We start from the raw sequence: 15,497 nt of genomic DNA on the forward strand, positions 1-15,497 counted from the left end.
CCAGGGTTACGCGGTCACCGCGTTCAGGGGCGCGCGCCGCACCGGCGCTGGTAGACGCCGTATCCCAGCGCGTCGCCGACCTTGCGATAGCAGGCGCGGATCGGCGCGAAGCGCGGGTCCTGCGACAGAAACTCGAAATGGTCGAACCCCGGATCCCGGAAATAGGCCTTGCGGGGCCGCTCGTCGACATAGACGAGATGCGGCTCGAACCGTTCGAGATCGGTGATGATCGTGTCGCGGGCGAAGGCCGCGATGGCGCGCGCCTCGGCGCAACTCGCCCCATCCCCCGCGCAGCCCTGCGCGAGCCGATCGGTCGCGCCCGGGATTAGCCAGTGCGCCGAATAACGGCTCGCCCATCCCCCCCCGACCTCGTTGACGAAGGGGAAAGCCGCCGAGACGTTGGTGCTGAGGACGAGGATGGCACGCCCCTCGCGATCGACGAAGGGGGCGAAGCGCGCGGTGGTCGCGCTCTCATAGGGGCCGCGCCACAGCTGCGGCCCGAGCGTCATCAGCGTGATCATCAGCACCAGCGCCAGCCCGAGCGGTTCGCGCCGGCCCTGCCGCGCCGCGGCCACGCCCCACCAGCCCGCGCTCATGAGCAGGAAGGCGGCGAGTGGCAGCACTTGGTAGTTCCACCCCTTGAACTGGAGGAGATAGGCGAGCCCCGCGCCGGCGGTGGCACCGAGCAGGACCGGCAGGCCCGGGCGCGAGCAGCCACGATCGCGCAGCAGCAGGCTGGCGAGCAGCGCCACCGCGGCCAGCTCGGGACGCACCAGCACCCCCGCCATCGGCATGCCGTAGGAGGCGTAGACCGCGACCCCGAGCGGCACGATGCGGTCGAGGTAGGTCGGATGCATCCCCCAGATGAAGAGGAGGTAGCCGATCGCCGCTGCGGCCAGCGCGAGATAGGCCGGATCGCGGGCCACCGCCGCGTCGCGTTCGCGCAGCAGCCGGGCGAGCCCCATGATGGCGGGAATCGCGAGAAAATGCGGCTTGAGGAGGAAACCGAGCGCGCCGAACAGGCCGAGCGCGACCTGTTCGCCGATGCCCGGTGCGCGCCCTTCGCCGCGCAGCATCTGCGCCAGCACGAAGGGCATGGCGAACAGGAGCGTCAGGTGCTCGCGCTGGCCGAATTCGGCGATCGGCAGCACGAACAGCACCGCCAGCACGAGGAGGAACAGCCCGCGTCGCTCGCCCGCGGCAAGCCCGGCACGGGCGATGATCCGCAGCGACCACAGCCCCGCGAGCAGGCCGAGCGCGGCGCAGTGGAGGAAGTAGGATAGCGTGGGATCGATCCCGAGTGCACGCGCCGACGCGACCGGCACCACGGTCAGGTAGAAGGCCAGCGGCGGGTTGATCTCGAGGATCTCGCTGTACAGCCCGGCGCCATCGAGGAACTTGGCGGTGGCGACGAGATACCAGCTGGCATCGTGGTTGAGCGAGTAGAGCGGCAGGACGAGGACGACCGCAAGGCTGGCCGCGAGCAGCAGCGCCACGCCCGCGATCCGTTCGCCCGGAAGGAGCGAAGGCGGCGTGGCGGCCACCGCCGCGCCCGCCCGCTCGCGCCCGCACGCGTGGCCCGAGGCAGAAGGACGCGCTGCTCGATCGGACCGGGACATGGGGCCAGCAGTAAGGCAAGTCGGCGCCCGCGGCCAGCACCAATGGCGCGCCGGCGGGGGTTCGGTGCCTGCCGGCCCGCGGCCGCGTACATCGCGCGACATCGGTGGTATGAAGCGGGAATGATCGACGCTGCATCGCCCCCGACCGCGCTCGCGCGGCGTGAACGACGGCTCTGGGCGAGCCTCGCCCTCCTCGTGGCGCTGATCCTGTCGACGATCTGGACCTCGGGCGCCTTTCCCGCCCCCGCCCTTCCCTATCTCTTCGCGATCTTCGGGCTTGCCCTCGTCGCCGTGACGGGGCTGATCGCGCGCGGCGGGGCGCGCGATGACCGCGCGCTGGCGATCGCCTTCGCCCTCGCGCTCGCGTTCCTCGTCCTGATGATGCCGCTGCGGCTGGTCTCCACCGCCGAGCGGTCGCACCTGATCGAATATTGCGCCGTCGCCGTCCTGCTGCGCGAGGCGCTGCGCGTGCGCGGCATGCGCGGCCGCGCCGTCGCCCGGCCAGGGCTGGTCACGCTGGTCGCGGTCGTGCTGGTCGGGTTGGTCGATGAAGTCCTTCAGGAGACCGTGGCGACGCGCCACTTCGACTGGCGCGACATCGTCGTCGACGCGTGCGCCGCGGTGCTGGGGCTGGTCTTCTACCGGCTGGGCAGGATCGTGGCGCGGCGATGGCGATCGCGCCGGTCGGCGAGGAAGATGGTAGCGGAGGAGGGACTTGAACCCCCGACACGCGGATTATGATTCCGCTGCTCTAACCAGCTGAGCTACTCCGCCCCAAAGAGGCTGCCGACGGCTTTCGGTCGGCGCGGATGCGAGCCTATAGTGACGGCTTCGGGCTTCGTCAATCGCTTTGGAACCGGGGGGGATACGCCTCGTTGGATGGGCAATCCGCTCACAGTGAAAGTGGCTGCCTCATGGAACCCGCAACCCCGATCGACACGCTCTGCCGGATCATCATTCGCGCCCGCGAATATGAAGCGCAGATCCCGACCGACTATGGCAGCGACGAGTCCGCCGACAATATCGACGGTGACGATGACGACGAGGCCTTCTCGGTCCTCGACGACGACATCAACACCAGCGTCGAGGAGGAATTGAGCGGGGTGATCGAGGACCTCGCCGACGACCAGCAGGCCGAGGTCCTCGCCTTCGTGATGGTCGGGCGCGGCGACTATGACGCGAGCGAATGGAAGGACGCGCTCGAGACCGCGGCCGAGGAAAGCGACATCGTCGAGACGCTGCTCGAGACGCCGATGCTCGCCTCGATGCTCGAGCAGGGGATGGCCGCCTTCGACCTCGACTGCGACAATGTCGGCTCGGTCACCTGACTAGGCGGGCGCGCGCCCGGAAAAGGACCAGCGCCCGAGGGGGCCCCACGGCCCGTCCATGTAGTAATGCAGCGCCAGCCCCGCGATCGCCAGCGGGCGCGGGTTGAAGCCGGCCTGCTTGGCGGCGAGCAGCGCCTTGGCCTCGCGCGGCGCCACCTTGTTCTGGATCGTCACATGTGCGCGCCAGCCGCCGGCGTCCTGCGCGCTGAGCAGCCCGTGGAAGCGCTCGGCGATCGCGGTGCGAAGCCGGGCCAGTTCCTCGCTCTCGACGCGATAGGCGACGCCGCGGCCGAGCGACATCAGCCCCGCCAGTCGCGCCCGCGGCGGGCGGTGCATCCGCGCCAGCCCGGCGAGCAAGGCGCTCGCCTCGGCCTCGCAGCTCGGCGGCAGCGCGTGGAACATGGTCAGGTGCGCATCGAGATGGTTGCGCTCGGGCGGGAAATGCGCGGTCCGTTCGGCGGTCAGCCGCGCGTGGTCGGCCGCCCCCATGGCGGCGGTGATGATCAGCGCCCCGCTCACCGGCTCGGCCAGTCGTCGCGCTCGACTTGCGGGCGCGCCTCGAAGCGCGCGCGCGTCTCCGCGAGCCGGAGCGCATCATCCTCGACCCGCAGCCCCGCCCAGTCGACCCGGCGCAGGTGTTCGCCCGCACCCGCGACCCCGCCCGAGGAGGCGAGGCCATAGACGAGCCGCCCGCCCCGCTCGCCCACCATTGCGTCGGCCAGCTTGCCCACTTCCTCCCCGCGCGAATCGCGCATCGGCATCCCCACCAGCGCCGACAGCGGCACCAGCCCCTCGCCGCCCCCCTTCTCGCTCTCCTCGTGCGCGCGCCGTCCGCCCGCCTCCATCGCCGCGCGCCGCCCGAGCCAGCGCCACACCCCGAACAGATTGATGAAGAAGAGGATGACGTTCTGCCACATCAGCCCCGCCTGCCCGCTCTCCAGCCCGACAATGAACCAGGCGACCGAGCCGATGGTGAAGATGACAAAGCCGAGCCCCGTGATCCGCGCCCCGAGGTTGGAGGCGGTGACGAGCGCGGCGACGGTTATCGCGACGGGCGCGACGGTGCGGGCGATCTCTTCCATCCCGCGACAATGCACGAGGGGCGAGCCGCGTTCAGATCGCCCGGCGCCCGGCGCGTGCGCGGGGCGCCCCGCGCGCGGCGCGCCCGGTGCGCGCATCTTTCGCGCAATCGGCGCGACAAATGCGATCAGCGGGTCTATAGGCGCGGCGACAAGTCAGTAGAGGAGACATGAGCATGCGCATCGGCGTGCCCAAGGAAATCAAGAATCACGAATATCGCGTGGGGCTCACGCCCTCGTCGGTCGCCCATCTCGCCGCGCGCGGGCACGAGCTGTTCGTCGAGACGCAGGCGGGCAGCGGCATCGACTTCAGCGACGACGACTATATCGCCGCCGGCGCCCAGATCATGCCCGACGCCAAGTCGGTGTTCGAGGCCGCCGACATGATCGTCAAGGTGAAGGAACCGCAGCCGCAGGAAGTGGCCATGCTCGAGCCGCGGCACATCCTCTACACCTACCTCCACCTCGCCGCCGACCGGCCGCAGACCGAGGGGCTGATCCAGTCGGGCGCGACCTGCATCGCCTATGAGACGGTGACCAGCCCCGCGGGCACGCTGCCGCTCCTCAAGCCGATGAGCGAGGTCGCGGGCCGCCTGTCGATCCAGGCGGGCGCGCATTATCTCGAAAAGGAAAAGGGTGGCCGCGGCGTGCTGCTCGGCGGCGTGCCGGGGGTGAACCCGGGCAAGGTCGCGATCATCGGTGGCGGCGTGGCCGGCATCAACGCGGCGATGATGGCAACCGGCATGCGCGCCGATGTCACCATCTACGATATCAACCCCGACCGCCTCGCCGAACTCGACCTGCACTTCGGCTCGACCATCAAGACGCAATATGCCTCCAAGCCGATGATCGAGCGCGCGCTCGAGGAAAGCCACCTCGTCATCGGCGCGGTGCTGGTGCCGGGGGCGGCGGCGCCCAAGCTGGTGACCCGCGAGATGCTCAAGAAAATGAAGCGCGGCTGCGTCATCGTCGACATCGCGATCGATCAGGGCGGCTGCTTCGAGACCTCGCGCCCGACCACCCATGACGATCCCGTCTACGAGGTCGACGGCATCATCCATTATTGCGTGGCGAACATGCCGGGCGCGGTGGCGCGCACCTCGACCTTCGCGCTCAACAACGCGACGCTGCCGGGGGCGGTGGCGATCGCCGACAAGGGCGCCGAGCTGGCGATGGCGACCGACGAGCATCTCGCCAACGGGCTCAACGTCTCGGACGGGAAGCTGCGCCACGGCGCGGTGGCCGAGGCCTTCCCCGACCTGCCCTACGAGCCGCTCGAGGGCTGAGCCGGCGGGACGTCCTGCCGGGCCAGCGCCAGCGCCCCCTCGACGAGGGGGCGCCAGTCGGCCTCGGCGGGCGCCTCCTGCTCGAGCGCCTCGAGCAGCGGCAGCGCGGCCTCGCGCTCGCCGCTGCGCAGCAGCGCGAGCGCCTTGAAGAAGCGCGGCCCGGGGTGGTCGGGCGCGAGCGCGATGCCGCGATCATAGGCCAGTTCGGCCGCGGGCGAGACGGTGCCGGCATGGTCGGCCAGCGCGTTGCCGTAGAGCGACCACAGCGCGCCGCTGCCGGGATGCTCGCGCAGCCCCGAGCGCAGCAATCGCGCGGCCTCGCCGGTGCGGCCCCGCGCGGCATAGCTTTCGGACAGCACCGCCCAGCGGTCGAGCCAGGTGAAGCGCCCGTAGAAGGCCTCGCGCGCGCCCTTGAGCGACATCGGCGCGGGCAAGGCGGGGCGGCCCGCGACCGGGCGCGATTCGAGCCACGGCTTGCCCGACAGCGCATAGCCCGCGCCGCCGAACAGCAGCGCCGCCGCCGCCAGCGTGAGGTGCGGCCCGCGCAGCCGGCGCCAGTAGAGGAACGCGAGGCAGGCGGCCCCGAGCCCGAGCAGGAGGAGGTAGCCGGTCATGCCCCGCCGTCCCGGCGGAAGCGACCGCGCACCATCCAGCCGGCCAGCAGGAGGAGCAGCACGGGCACCGCGAACAATGGCCACGACACCGGGTCGCTGCCGACCGGGCGATAGCTGACCGCGCCGCCGTAGCGATCGACGAGCCAGCCGCGCACCTCCTCGGGGCGCTCGCCCGCGGCGATCCGCGCGCGCACGAGGCGGCGCATGTCGGCGGCCATGTCGGCATCGCTGTCGGCGATCGACTGTCCCTCGCAGGTCAGGCAGCGCAATTCGCGCATCAGCGCGACCGCGGCGGCCTCGCGCGCCGGATCCTCGAGCTGGGCGTAGGCGTAATCGGGGGTCGCGGCGGCGAGCAGCAGCGGCACGAGCAAGGCCATCATCGCAACGCCTCCCACGCGGCGGCGAGCCGATCGACGTCGCCGGGCGCGAGCGGCCCCTGGACATGCGCGCGGATCACCCCCTCGGCGTCGACGAGGAAGGTTTCGGGCACCCCGGTGGCCCCGAGCGCGAACACCGCCTCGCTCTGCGGATCGCTCCCGATCACCGCGAACGGGTCGCCATGCTCCTCGAGGAAGCGGGTCACCGCCTGCGGCTCGTCGCGCACTGCGATGCCGGTGATCGGCACCCCGCGCGCGGCGAGCGCGTCGAGCAGCGGAGCCTCGGCGATGCACGGGTTGCACCAGCTGCCGAACAGGTTGACGAGGTGCGGCTCGCCGGTCGCCAGCCCGGTCACCCCGGGCCTGTCCGCCAGCATCGGCGCGAGCGTGAGATCGGGCGCGGGGGCGCCGACGAGGCGGCTCGAGATGTCGGGCTGGTCGGAGGGATCGGCGAGCCGCCAGCCGATGAAGGCGAAGACGAGCAGGCCGACGGCCAGCGGCAGGTAGCGGGCTACCATGAACGTTGCTCCCGGTATCGCGCGCTCGCTCGGGCGGGCCGCGCCTCGCGCAGCGCGCGCACGATCCGCCCGACCAGCGAGACCAGCCCGCCGAGCGCGATCAGCAGCCCGCCCGCCCAGATGAAGGTGACGAACGGCTTCCACCACAGCCGCAGCTGCCAGCCCTCGGCAGCGCTCCCCTGCCCCACGGTGGCGTAGAGCTGCCCGTCCCAACGTGTCAGGAGCGCGCTCTCGCTGGTGCTGGTGGCGGGTTGGTTGAACAGCCGCTGCTGGGGGGCGAGCCGCGCCGCGCCGGCCCCGCGCGAGGCGAGCAGGTCGGCCTCGATCGCGGTCCAGTTGGGCCCGGCGACCGGGACCGCGGCGCGAAACTCGACGAGCCACGGCCCGACACTGGCCTGGTCGCCCGGCTGGACGATGGCGAGCCGTTCCTTGGTGAAGGCGCTCTCGCTGGCGATTCCGACGGTCAGCAGCCCGACCCCGAGATGCGCGAGCACCATCCCCCAGACGGGCGCGGGCGCGCGCCAGGGCTTGCGGGTGAGCAGCGGCACGAGGCTGGCGATCACCAGCCCCGCGCCCAGCGCTAGCCCGAGCCGCTCGAGCAGGCTCATCGACCAGCCCAGCGCGATGGTGGCGACCAGCATCGCGAGCGCGCCGCAGCCGGCCAGCGCGGCGCCCTTCGACAGCGGCCGGAACTGGCGCTTCCAGCTCAGGAGAGGCCCGACGAACAGCAGCGCGACGAGGAGCAGCGCGAGCGGGCCGGCCACCAGGTTGAAATAGGGCGGGCCGACCGAGATCGAGGCCCCGAACGCCTCGGCCACGAGCGGGTAGAAGGTGCCGAACAGCACCAGCGCGAGGATGACCGAAAGCAGGAGGTTGTTGGCCACCAGCGCGCCCTCGCGGCTGGCGGGCGCGAACGGGGCGCCCTCGCGGACCTGCGCGATGCGCGCGCCGAACAGCGCGAGCGCGCCGCCGACATAGAGCGCCATCAGCACGAGGATGAAGGTGCCGCGCTCGGGGTCGACCGCGAAGGCATGGACCGAGGTCAGCAGCCCCGAGCGCACGAGGAAGGTGCCGAGCATCGACATGGCGAAGCCGATCAGCGCGAGCGCCATCGTCCAGGCGCGCAGCGCCTCGCGCGCGGCGAGCACCGAGACCGAATGCAGCAGCGCGGTGGCGGCGAGCCACGGCAGGAGCGAGGCATTCTCCACCGGGTCCCAGAACCAGTAGCCGCCCCAGCCGAGCTCGTAATAGGCCCAGTAGGAGCCGCCGAGGATGCCCGCGGTGAGGAAGGTCCACGACAACAGCACCCACGGGCGCATCGCCCGCGCCAGCGCCGCGTCGACTCGCCCGCCGAGCATCGCCCCGATGGCGAGGCTGAAGGCGACCGACAGCCCGACATAGCCGACGTAGAGGGTGGGCGGATGGAAGACGAGGCCGGGATCCTGCAGCAGCGGGTTCAGCCCGCGTCCCTCGAGCGCGGGCGGGTCGAGCCGCGCGAAGGGGTTGGAGGACAGGAGGAGGAAGGCGTAGAAACCGAGCGCCAGCGCGCCCTGCATCCCCAGCGCCCCGCGCATCACCGCGGGCTCGAGCGCGCGGGCGAAGCGCGCCATCAGCGCGCCGAACCCCGACAGGAGCAGCACCCAGAGCAGCATCGAGCCTTCATGGTTCCCCCATGCGGCGGCGAGCTTGTAGAAGGGCAGCTTGTCGCCGTGGCTGTGGGTCGCGACCAGCGCGACCGACAGGTCGGTGACCCAGAACAGGTGCAGCAGCGCGGCGAAGGCGAGCAGCGCGAGCAGTGCCTGCGCCCCGGCGATGGCGCGGATCGCGGGGAGCGCGGCGGCGCCGGCCTGCCCGCGCAGCAGCGCAAACACGACCTGCAGCCCCGCCAGCGCCGCCGCGAGCCAGAGCGCGGCATGGCCGAGTTCGGCGATCATGGGGCCGCGACCGTCTCGGCGGTCGCCCGTTCGGCGCGCTCGGCCAGCTCGGGCGGCATGTAATTCTCGTCATGCTTGGCCAGGATGCGGTCGGCGGCGAATTCGCCATTGGCCAGCAGCCGCCCCTCGGCAACCGCGCCCGAGCCCTCGACGAAGAGGTCGGGCAGGATGCCGCGGTAGCGCACGGTGGTCGTCGCCGTCTCGTCCTCGAGCCGGAAGCGGAAGCTGTTACCGTCGCCGACCGGGGCGATCGACCCCGCGCTGACCATCCCGCCGAGCCGCAGCGGCACCCCCGGCTCGACGCGACCGGCGGCGATCTCGCTCGGGGTGACGAAATAGGCGGCGCGTCCCTGCAGCCCCCACAGCGCGAGCAGCGCCGCCCCGGCGAGGGCGGCGATCGCGAGGATGACCAGCAGCAGCCGCTGGGTCTTGGGCGCGGCGGTCATCGCGCGCGCTCGCGCTCGCGTTCGTGCTCGACCGCCGCCTCGGCCCGGCGCATGCCGCGCCACGACAGCACGAGCAGGACGAGGATCGCCGCGATCCCGAGGCCGTAGGCGGCGATGACGAAGGGCCAGGGGTTCATCGCGCCGCCTCCGCGCGGCGTTGCAGCCGCATCGCCAGCTTGATCCGGGCAATGTCGGCGCGCATCCGCATCAGCGTAATCGCGACGAACAGGAGGGTCAGCCCGACGAAGGTCAGGCCGAGCGGCCAGAGCATCGAGGGATCGATGCTGCTGCGGCCCTCGACGATGCTGATCGAGCGCCCCTGGTGGAGGGTATTCCACCAGATCACACTATAGTGGATGATCGGCAGGTTGACCGCGCCGACCAGCCCGAAGATCGCCGCGATCCGCCCCTCGCTGTCGGGGCCGCGCGCGCGCTCGGCATCGGCCAGCGCGATATAGGCGAGGTAGAGGAAGAAGAGCACCAGCATGCTGGTGAGCCGCCCGTCCCATTCCCACCATGTGCCCCAGGTCGGCCGCCCCCAGATCGAGCCCGAGGCGAGGCAGATCGCGGCGAACAGCGCGCCGACCGGCGCCACGGCGCGCCCCGCCAGCGCCGCCAGCGGGTGGCGCCAGACCAGCGTGGCGATCCCCGCGATCGCAAGCCCGCTCCACCCCGCCATGCCGAGCCAGGCGGCGGGGGCGTGGAGGTAGAGGATGCGAAAGCTGTCGCCCTGGAGATAGTCGGCGGGCACGAAGAAAAGCCCGCCGATGAACCCGGCCAGGCTCAGCACGAGGCCCGGCCACAGGGTCCAGCCGGTGGCGGGACGGGCGATCCTGAGAAAGCGGGCGGGGTTGGCGAAACGATGCATCGCGGCCTGTCTAGCCTTCCCCTCGCCCGCTTGCCAGCCTCAGGCGCGCCCGATCAGCCGCTGCGCCATCGCATCGGCCACGCTCGCCGGGTCGCGCCCGCTCTGCGCGGCCTCGTCCCAGATCTGCTCGAGCCGCCCGGGGATCGCGTCGATCCGCTGGCGCACGAGGTCGGCGCCCCCGTCGGCAAGATATTCGGTCGAGACGTTGATGATGCCGCCGGCGTTGATCACATAGTCGGGGGCGTAGAGGATGTCGCGCGCGGCGAGCCGCTGACCATCGCCCGGGGTGGCGAGCTGGTTGTTGGCGGCGCCCGCGATGATCGCGGTGTCGAGCCTGCCGACGCTCTCCTCGTTGAGGATCGCGCCGAGCGCGCAGGGGCTCACCACGTCGGCCTTGAGGAACAGGATATCGGCCGGGTCGACGATGGTCGCGCCGGTCTCGGCGGCGAGCGCCTCGACCCGCGCGCGGTTGACGTCGGCGATCGACAGCCGCGCGCCGTCGGCGGCGAGGTGGCGGGCAAGATGGCTGGCCACGCTGCCGGCCCCCTGGATCGCGACATGGACATCGGCGAGCGTCTCGCGCCCGAGCCGGCGCGCGACCGCGGCCTTGAGCCCGAGATAGACGCCGCGCGCGGTGTGCGGCCCCGGGTCGCCACCGACCTCGGCGCCGTCCTCGACCGGGAGACCGGCGACGAAGTCGGTCTCGCGACGCACCGCGATCATGTCCTCGACGGTGATCCCGACATCCTCGGCGGTGACATAATTGCCCGCCAGCCGGTTCACCGCGCGCCCGAAGGCGGCGATCATCGCCGGGGTCTTGGTGCGCGCCTCGTCGGCGAGGATGACCGCCTTGCCGCCCCCGAGCGGGAGCCCCGCCATCGCGTTCTTGTAGCTCATGCCGCGCGACAGGCGCAGCACGTCCGACAAGGCCTTTTCCTCGTCGTCATAATGCCAGAAGCGGGTGCCGCCCGCGGCCGGGCCGAGCGCGGTCGAATGCATGGCGATGATCGCCTTCAGCCCGCTGGCGCGATCGGTGACGAAATGCACCGCTTCATGGTCGTCGAAATGGGGGTTGCCCCAGGGGGTCGTCATCGCCCGGCTCCGCCTCTCATCGTTGCCAAGGAAGGAAAAATGGGGCGATCGACGGGACTTGAACCCGCGACATCCGGTACCACAAACCGGTGCTCTAACCAACTGAGCTACGATCGCCACAAAGGCTGCGCCCTGCCGGACGCGCCGGACCCTTTAGGCAGGCTTTGACGCATTGGCAAGCGCCTGAATGGGACGAACCCCAACTTTGCGGTTGAAATCCGTGACCCGATGGTCATAAGGCCCCCTCAGCCCCCTCGGGCGGGCTACCCCAATTTTATCATTTTTATATTCGCAGGTTGTTGCGCGGATTTGCACAACCATATTATAATAGCGACGCGATACACGCACTGGAAGGAATTATCGTCGATGGCGATGCGCAATGGCGACGGGGTCGACCTGTTCGAAACGCTGGTAAAGGCCGGACTGTCGCAAAAGGCGGCCAAGGCGCTGACCGGCATCCCCCACCGGATGATGGACGTCGAACCGCGGCGCCCCTTCCGCGACATGGGCAGCCCGCGCGACGAAGTCATGTTCGTCACGCAGGGCCTCCTGTGCAAGTTCAAGTCCGACGGCGCCGGGCGTCGCCAGATCGTCGGGCTGCGCTTCCCGGGCGAGGGCATCCTGCCCGGCCCCGGCAGCCTCGATTACGGGATCCAGGCGATCGTCCGTTCGAAGGTCATGGTCGGCAAGCAGGCCGACCTCGAGCCGGTCGTCAAGGCGCACCCCGAGATCGCCGAATTCTTCTTCCGGCTGGTCCAGCGCGAAACCGCGATCAACTATGAATGGCTGGTCAACTGCGGTCGCCGCGACAGCACCGCGCGCGTCGCGCACCTGCTGCTCGAGACCGCCGCGCGGGCGAAGGCCAACCCCGAGACCGAGGGCATGCCCAACCCCTTCACCCAGCAGCAGATCGCCGACATCACCGGCCAGACGTCGGTCAACGTCAATCGGGTGTTCGCCGACCTCGAGCGCCAAGGACTGATCCGCCGCGAAGGCCGCCGCATCTTTTTCGAGGAGCCCGGCGAACTGCGCCGCGTCGCCAGCTTCCACGGCGATTATCTCGAACAGTAGCAGCGCGCGCGCACGCGCGGCGAACAGGCCCGGTGGTCCCCCGCGGGACCCCGGGCTTTTTCGTGCCCGGCGCCAGCCGGCGCGCGCTCCCCGCGCCGCGGGGACCCGCACAGGCCCCCGCGTGGCCCGACCGACAGCCCGCCTGCTCCGCCACGCCTTTTCCGGGGGGGGGGGGCCATGGCCCGCGCCCCGGGGCGCGCCACCGTGGGGGTCGGACGCGAAACGGGCGCCGCTTCCGTGACGGAAGGGCGCCCGTTGGTGTCCGGCCGAAGACGAGGGATGGTGGGCGCGGCAAGGATTGAACTTGCGACCCCACCCGTGTGAAGGGTGTGCTCTACCACTGAGCTACGCGCCCATCGCTTGGTCGGTGGCGGGCGTTTAGGAAAGCCCGCCCGACCTGTCCAGCCCCTTCTTGACGCCGCCGCCGATTATTTCTGGACGGCGTCCTTGAGGACCTTGCCGGGACGGAATTTGGGCTGCTGGCTGGCCTTGATCTGCATCGGCTCCCCGGTCCGCGGGTTGCGCCCGGTCGACGCCTTGCGCTCGGTCACGGTGAAATTGCCGAACCCGACAAGGCGCACTTCATCGCCGCGCTTGAGCGTCGAGGTGATGACCTCGAGCATGGTCTCGACCGCCCTGCTGGCGTCGCTTCGGTTGAGGCCCGCCCGCTCGGCCACTTCCCCAATCAGCTCCTGCTTGTTCATGCACATCGCCTCCCAACGGGGCAGCGGATGCAAAGGGAATCACCCGCCGCCGGTGATCAGAAGCCCCCGTTAGACCGCTAACGGGGGCCAGTGTCAAAGGGCAAGGCGCAGTTTTGTGGCAAAACTGGCCCCACGCGTGTCAAACAGATCAATGCCGGATGCTAGCCGCGTCGCCCGCCGTCGCGGGGGGCACCAGCGGCTCGGTCGACAATTCATCGGCATCGGACCATTCGATCGCGGTCATCTCCTTGGTCAGCGCGTGCGCGAGCACCTCGTCGACATGCGCGACCGGACGGATATCGAGCGCCTCGCGGATGCTCGAGGGAATCTCGACGAGGTCCTTCTCGTTCTCGGCCGGGATCAGCACCGACTTGATGCCCCCGCGCAGCGCGGCGAGGAGCTTTTCCTTCAGCCCTCCGATCGGCAGCACGCGGCCGCGCAGCGTGACCTCGCCGGTCATCGCCACGTCGCGGCGCACGGGGATGCCGGTCAGCGTCGAGATCATCGCCGTCACCATCCCGACCCCCGCCGAGGGACCGTCCTTGGGCACCGCGCCCTCGGGCAGGTGGACGTGGATGTCCTTGCGCGCGAAGATCGAGGGCTTGACCCCGTAGGAGGGCGAGCGCGCCTTGACGAAGCTCATCGCGGCCTGGATCGATTCCTGCATCACCTCGCCCAGCTTGCCGGTGGTCTTGATCTGCCCCTTGCCTGGCACGGTGACCGCCTCGATGGTGAGCAGTTCGCCCCCCACCTCGGTCCACGCCAACCCGGTGACCGCGCCGATCTGATCCTCTTCCTCGCCGACCCCGTAGCGATATTTGCGCACCCCGAGATAGTCGGCGACATTGTCGGGGGTGAGCGTGACGGCCTCGTCCTTCTTCTCAAGGATCCGGCGCAGCGCCTTACGCGCGACCTGGGCGAGCTCGCGCTCGAGCGTGCGCACCCCCGCCTCGCGGGTGTAATGGCGGATCATGCTGCGGAGGCCCTCGTCGGTGAAGGTCAGCTCGCCCTCCTTCACCCCATGCTGCTCGAGCTGCTTGGGGATGAGGTGCCGCTTGGCGATCTCGACCTTCTCGTCCTCGGTATAGCCCTCGAGGCGGATGATCTCCATGCGGTCGAGCAGCGGCTGCGGCATATCGAGGCTGTTCGCGGTGGTCACGAACATGACGTCCGACAGGTCGTAGTCGATCTCGAGATAGTGATCGTTGAACTTGGCATTCTGTTCGGGGTCGAGCACCTCGAGCAGCGCGCTCGCCGGATCGCCGCGGAAGTCCTGCCCGAGCTTGTCGATCTCGTCGAGGAGGAACAGCGGGTTGTTAGTCCCCGCCTTCTTGAGGTTCGACACAATCTTGCCCGGGAGCGAGCCGATATAGGTGCGGCGGTGGCCGCGAATCTCGGCCTCGTCGCGCACCCCGCCCAGCGACTGGCGCACGAATTCGCGCCCCGTCGCCTTGGCGATCGAGCGGCCGAGCGAGGTCTTGCCGACGCCGGGCGGGCCGACGAGGCACAGGATCGGCCCCTTGAGCTTGTTGGTGCGCGCCTGCACCGCAAGATATTCGATGATCCGGTCCTTGACCTTCTCGAGGCCATAATGGTCCTCGTCGAGCACGCCCTGCGCTTCCTCGATGTCGCGCTTGAGGCGTGATTTCTTGCCCCACGGCAGCGCCAGCAGCACGTCGAGATAGTTACGCGCGACGGTGGCCTCGGCGCTCATCGGCGCCATCGCCTTCAATTTCTTGAGCTCGGCCTCGGCACGCGCCTTGGCTTCCTTCGACAGCCGGGTCTTGCGGATCTTGGCCTGCAACTCGGCCAGCTCGTCGCCGCCCTCGTCATCGTCGCCGAGCTCGCGCTGGATCGCCTTGAGCTGCTCGTTGAGATAATATTCGCGCTGGGTCTTCTCCATCTGCCGCTTGACGCGGCTGCGGATCTTCTTCTCCACCTGGAGCACGCCGAGCTCGCCCTCCATGAAGGCGAACACCATCTCGAGCCGCTTGACGGGGTCGAGCTCGCCGAGCAGCGCCTGCTTGTCGGCGACCTTGACCAACAGCGCCGAGGCGACCGCGTCGGCGAGCAGGTTGGCATCGTCGATCTCGGCCAGCTGCACCCCCATCTCGGCGGGCAGCTTCTTGTTGAGCTTGGCATAATTCTCGAACTGGTCGAGCACCGAGCGCATCAGCGCCCCGACCTCTGGGCCGTCGGCGACCGCTTCCTCGACGATCTCCACCTCGGCGCGGCTATGCCCGTCGGCATCCTCGTGGATCGCGACGAGCCGGGCGCGCTGCGCCCCCTCGACGAGCACCCGAACGGTGCCGTCGGGCAGCTTGAGGAGCTGCATCGCGGTGGCGATCACGCCGAGGTCGTACATCTGCTCGCGCGCGGGGTCGTCCTCGGCGGGATCGAGCTGGGCGACGAGGAACAGCTGCTTGTCCTCGGCCATCGCCGCTTCGAGCGCGGCGACCGATTTCTCGCGGCCGACAAACAGGGGAACGATGCGCTGCGGGAACACGACGATATCGCGCAGCGGAAGCAGGGGAAGGGTACGGTTGGTCATGCCCCCCATA

17 protein-coding genes and 3 tRNA genes are annotated in these 15,497 nt (G+C 70.3%); 4 read left to right on the forward strand and 16 right to left on the reverse strand.

Annotation, left to right across the window (positions count from 1 at the left end):
* Positions 1-23: 23 nt before the first annotated feature.
* The gene (locus L8951_RS00250) at positions 24-1,544 is read right to left on the reverse strand and encodes a hypothetical protein (protein ID WP_244380967.1); all 1,521 of its coding nucleotides are present in this window, start codon (positions 1,542-1,544) and stop codon (positions 24-26) included.
* A gap of 456 nt (positions 1,545-2,000) precedes the next feature.
* Between L8951_RS00250 and L8951_RS11660 the strand changes: the two genes are divergently transcribed.
* Positions 2,001-2,360, forward strand: a complete 360-nt coding sequence (locus tag L8951_RS11660; RefSeq protein ID WP_425262466.1) for a VanZ family protein — start codon at positions 2,001-2,003, stop codon at positions 2,358-2,360.
* Here the strand turns inward: L8951_RS11660 and L8951_RS00255 are convergent.
* Positions 2,317-2,393 (reverse strand) — tRNA-Met (locus tag L8951_RS00255). The two genes, L8951_RS11660 and L8951_RS00255, sit on opposite strands and share 44 nt — an antisense overlap.
* Before the next feature lie 140 nt (positions 2,394-2,533).
* On the opposite strand from L8951_RS00255, the gene L8951_RS00260 reads away from it, so the two are divergent.
* Positions 2,534-2,947 (forward strand): DUF3775 domain-containing protein, encoded by a 414-nt coding sequence (locus L8951_RS00260; protein ID WP_244380968.1) that lies wholly within the window; start codon positions 2,534-2,536, stop codon positions 2,945-2,947.
* Here the strand turns inward: L8951_RS00260 and L8951_RS00265 are convergent, their stop codons facing one another.
* On the reverse strand, positions 2,948-3,466 hold the full coding sequence (locus tag L8951_RS00265) for a 2'-5' RNA ligase family protein (protein WP_244380969.1): 519 nt from the start codon (positions 3,464-3,466) through the stop codon (positions 2,948-2,950).
* Entirely contained in the window at positions 3,463-4,125 is a 663-nt protein-coding gene (locus tag L8951_RS00270) for a PRC-barrel domain-containing protein (RefSeq protein WP_244380970.1), read from the reverse strand. Before L8951_RS00270 ends, L8951_RS00265 begins: the two co-directional genes overlap by 4 nt.
* A 77-nt stretch (positions 4,126-4,202) precedes the next feature.
* Between L8951_RS00270 and ald the strand changes: the two genes are divergently transcribed.
* On the forward strand, positions 4,203-5,312 hold the full coding sequence (gene ald / locus L8951_RS00275) for an alanine dehydrogenase (RefSeq protein ID WP_244381663.1): 1,110 nt from the start codon (positions 4,203-4,205) through the stop codon (positions 5,310-5,312).
* Here ald and L8951_RS00280 read toward each other — a convergent pair.
* The 9 genes from L8951_RS00280 to L8951_RS00320 all read right to left on the reverse strand — a co-directional run bounded on the left by L8951_RS00280 (position 5,291) and on the right by L8951_RS00320 (position 11,278).
* Positions 5,291-5,926 (reverse strand): tetratricopeptide repeat protein, encoded by a 636-nt coding sequence (locus L8951_RS00280; protein WP_244380971.1) that lies wholly within the window; start codon positions 5,924-5,926, stop codon positions 5,291-5,293. The genes ald and L8951_RS00280 overlap by 22 nt on opposite strands.
* Positions 5,923-6,306, reverse strand: a complete 384-nt coding sequence (locus L8951_RS00285) for a cytochrome c-type biogenesis protein CcmH (protein ID WP_244380972.1) — start codon at positions 6,304-6,306, stop codon at positions 5,923-5,925. Before L8951_RS00285 ends, L8951_RS00280 begins: the two co-directional genes overlap by 4 nt.
* On the reverse strand, positions 6,303-6,821 hold the full coding sequence (locus L8951_RS00290; protein ID WP_244380973.1) for a redoxin family protein: 519 nt from the start codon (positions 6,819-6,821) through the stop codon (positions 6,303-6,305). Before L8951_RS00290 ends, L8951_RS00285 begins: the two co-directional genes overlap by 4 nt.
* The gene (locus L8951_RS00295; RefSeq protein WP_244380974.1) at positions 6,815-8,755 is read right to left on the reverse strand and encodes a heme lyase CcmF/NrfE family subunit; all 1,941 of its coding nucleotides are present in this window, start codon (positions 8,753-8,755) and stop codon (positions 6,815-6,817) included. The genes L8951_RS00290 and L8951_RS00295 overlap by 7 nt, the downstream gene beginning before the upstream one ends.
* Entirely contained in the window at positions 8,752-9,201 is a 450-nt protein-coding gene (ccmE, locus tag L8951_RS00300) for a cytochrome c maturation protein CcmE (protein ID WP_244380975.1), read from the reverse strand. The genes L8951_RS00295 and ccmE overlap by 4 nt, the downstream gene beginning before the upstream one ends.
* Positions 9,198-9,338 carry a heme exporter protein CcmD gene (gene ccmD, locus L8951_RS00305; RefSeq protein ID WP_244380976.1) on the reverse strand — a complete coding sequence of 47 codons (141 nt, stop codon included), beginning with the start codon at positions 9,336-9,338 and terminating at the stop codon, positions 9,198-9,200. The genes ccmE and ccmD overlap by 4 nt, the downstream gene beginning before the upstream one ends.
* Positions 9,335-10,069, reverse strand: a complete 735-nt coding sequence (ccmC, locus tag L8951_RS00310) for a heme ABC transporter permease CcmC (protein ID WP_244380977.1) — start codon at positions 10,067-10,069, stop codon at positions 9,335-9,337. Before ccmC ends, ccmD begins: the two co-directional genes overlap by 4 nt.
* A 39-nt stretch (positions 10,070-10,108) precedes the next feature.
* Positions 10,109-11,161, reverse strand: coding sequence for a Glu/Leu/Phe/Val family dehydrogenase (locus tag L8951_RS00315; RefSeq protein ID WP_244380978.1), 1,053 nt, complete (start codon positions 11,159-11,161; stop codon positions 10,109-10,111).
* A 40-nt stretch (positions 11,162-11,201) separates the two neighbouring features.
* Positions 11,202-11,278, reverse strand: a tRNA-His gene (locus L8951_RS00320).
* 249 nt (positions 11,279-11,527) lie between these two features.
* Between L8951_RS00320 and L8951_RS00325 the strand changes: the two genes are divergently transcribed.
* Positions 11,528-12,232, forward strand: a complete 705-nt coding sequence (locus L8951_RS00325) for a Crp/Fnr family transcriptional regulator (protein ID WP_244380979.1) — start codon at positions 11,528-11,530, stop codon at positions 12,230-12,232.
* A gap of 280 nt (positions 12,233-12,512) precedes the next feature.
* On the opposite strand, the gene L8951_RS00330 is transcribed toward L8951_RS00325, so the two are convergent.
* From L8951_RS00330 to lon, 3 genes are all read right to left on the reverse strand, one after another.
* Positions 12,513-12,587, reverse strand: a tRNA-Val gene (locus L8951_RS00330).
* A 73-nt stretch (positions 12,588-12,660) separates the two neighbouring features.
* Positions 12,661-12,936, reverse strand: a complete 276-nt coding sequence (locus L8951_RS00335; protein ID WP_244380980.1) for an HU family DNA-binding protein — start codon at positions 12,934-12,936, stop codon at positions 12,661-12,663.
* Positions 12,937-13,084: 148 nt separating this feature from the next.
* Positions 13,085-15,487, reverse strand: a complete 2,403-nt coding sequence (lon, locus tag L8951_RS00340) for an endopeptidase La (RefSeq protein ID WP_244380981.1) — start codon at positions 15,485-15,487, stop codon at positions 13,085-13,087.
* Positions 15,488-15,497 lie beyond the last annotated feature (10 nt).

The sequence above is a fragment of the Sphingomicrobium astaxanthinifaciens genome (assembly GCF_022865105.1).
In the GTDB taxonomy this organism is placed as follows: Bacteria; Pseudomonadota; Alphaproteobacteria; order Sphingomonadales; family Sphingomonadaceae; genus Sphingomicrobium; species Sphingomicrobium astaxanthinifaciens.

Coding starts and splice junctions, on each gene's coding strand:
- L8951_RS11660 (WP_425262466.1), top strand. CDS start 2,001: ATGCCGCTGCGGCTGGTCTCCACCGCCGAGCGGTCGCACCTGATCGAA.
- L8951_RS00260 (WP_244380968.1), top strand. CDS start 2,534: ATGGAACCCGCAACCCCGATCGACACGCTCTGCCGGATCATCATTCGC.
- L8951_RS00270 (WP_244380970.1), bottom strand. CDS start 4,125: ATGCGCGCACCGGGCGCGCCGCGCGCGGGGCGCCCCGCGCACGCGCCG.
- ald (WP_244381663.1), top strand. CDS start 4,203: ATGCGCATCGGCGTGCCCAAGGAAATCAAGAATCACGAATATCGCGTG.
- L8951_RS00280 (WP_244380971.1), bottom strand. CDS start 5,926: ATGACCGGCTACCTCCTCCTGCTCGGGCTCGGGGCCGCCTGCCTCGCG.
- L8951_RS00285 (WP_244380972.1), bottom strand. CDS start 6,306: ATGATGGCCTTGCTCGTGCCGCTGCTGCTCGCCGCCGCGACCCCCGAT.
- L8951_RS00290 (WP_244380973.1), bottom strand. CDS start 6,821: ATGGTAGCCCGCTACCTGCCGCTGGCCGTCGGCCTGCTCGTCTTCGCC.
- L8951_RS00295 (WP_244380974.1), bottom strand. CDS start 8,755: ATGATCGCCGAACTCGGCCATGCCGCGCTCTGGCTCGCGGCGGCGCTG.
- ccmE (WP_244380975.1), bottom strand. CDS start 9,201: ATGACCGCCGCGCCCAAGACCCAGCGGCTGCTGCTGGTCATCCTCGCG.
- ccmD (WP_244380976.1), bottom strand. CDS start 9,338: ATGAACCCCTGGCCCTTCGTCATCGCCGCCTACGGCCTCGGGATCGCG.
- ccmC (WP_244380977.1), bottom strand. CDS start 10,069: ATGCATCGTTTCGCCAACCCCGCCCGCTTTCTCAGGATCGCCCGTCCC.
- L8951_RS00315 (WP_244380978.1), bottom strand. CDS start 11,161: ATGACGACCCCCTGGGGCAACCCCCATTTCGACGACCATGAAGCGGTG.
- L8951_RS00325 (WP_244380979.1), top strand. CDS start 11,528: ATGGCGATGCGCAATGGCGACGGGGTCGACCTGTTCGAAACGCTGGTA.
- L8951_RS00335 (WP_244380980.1), bottom strand. CDS start 12,936: ATGAACAAGCAGGAGCTGATTGGGGAAGTGGCCGAGCGGGCGGGCCTC.
- lon (WP_244380981.1), bottom strand. CDS start 15,487: ATGACCAACCGTACCCTTCCCCTGCTTCCGCTGCGCGATATCGTCGTG.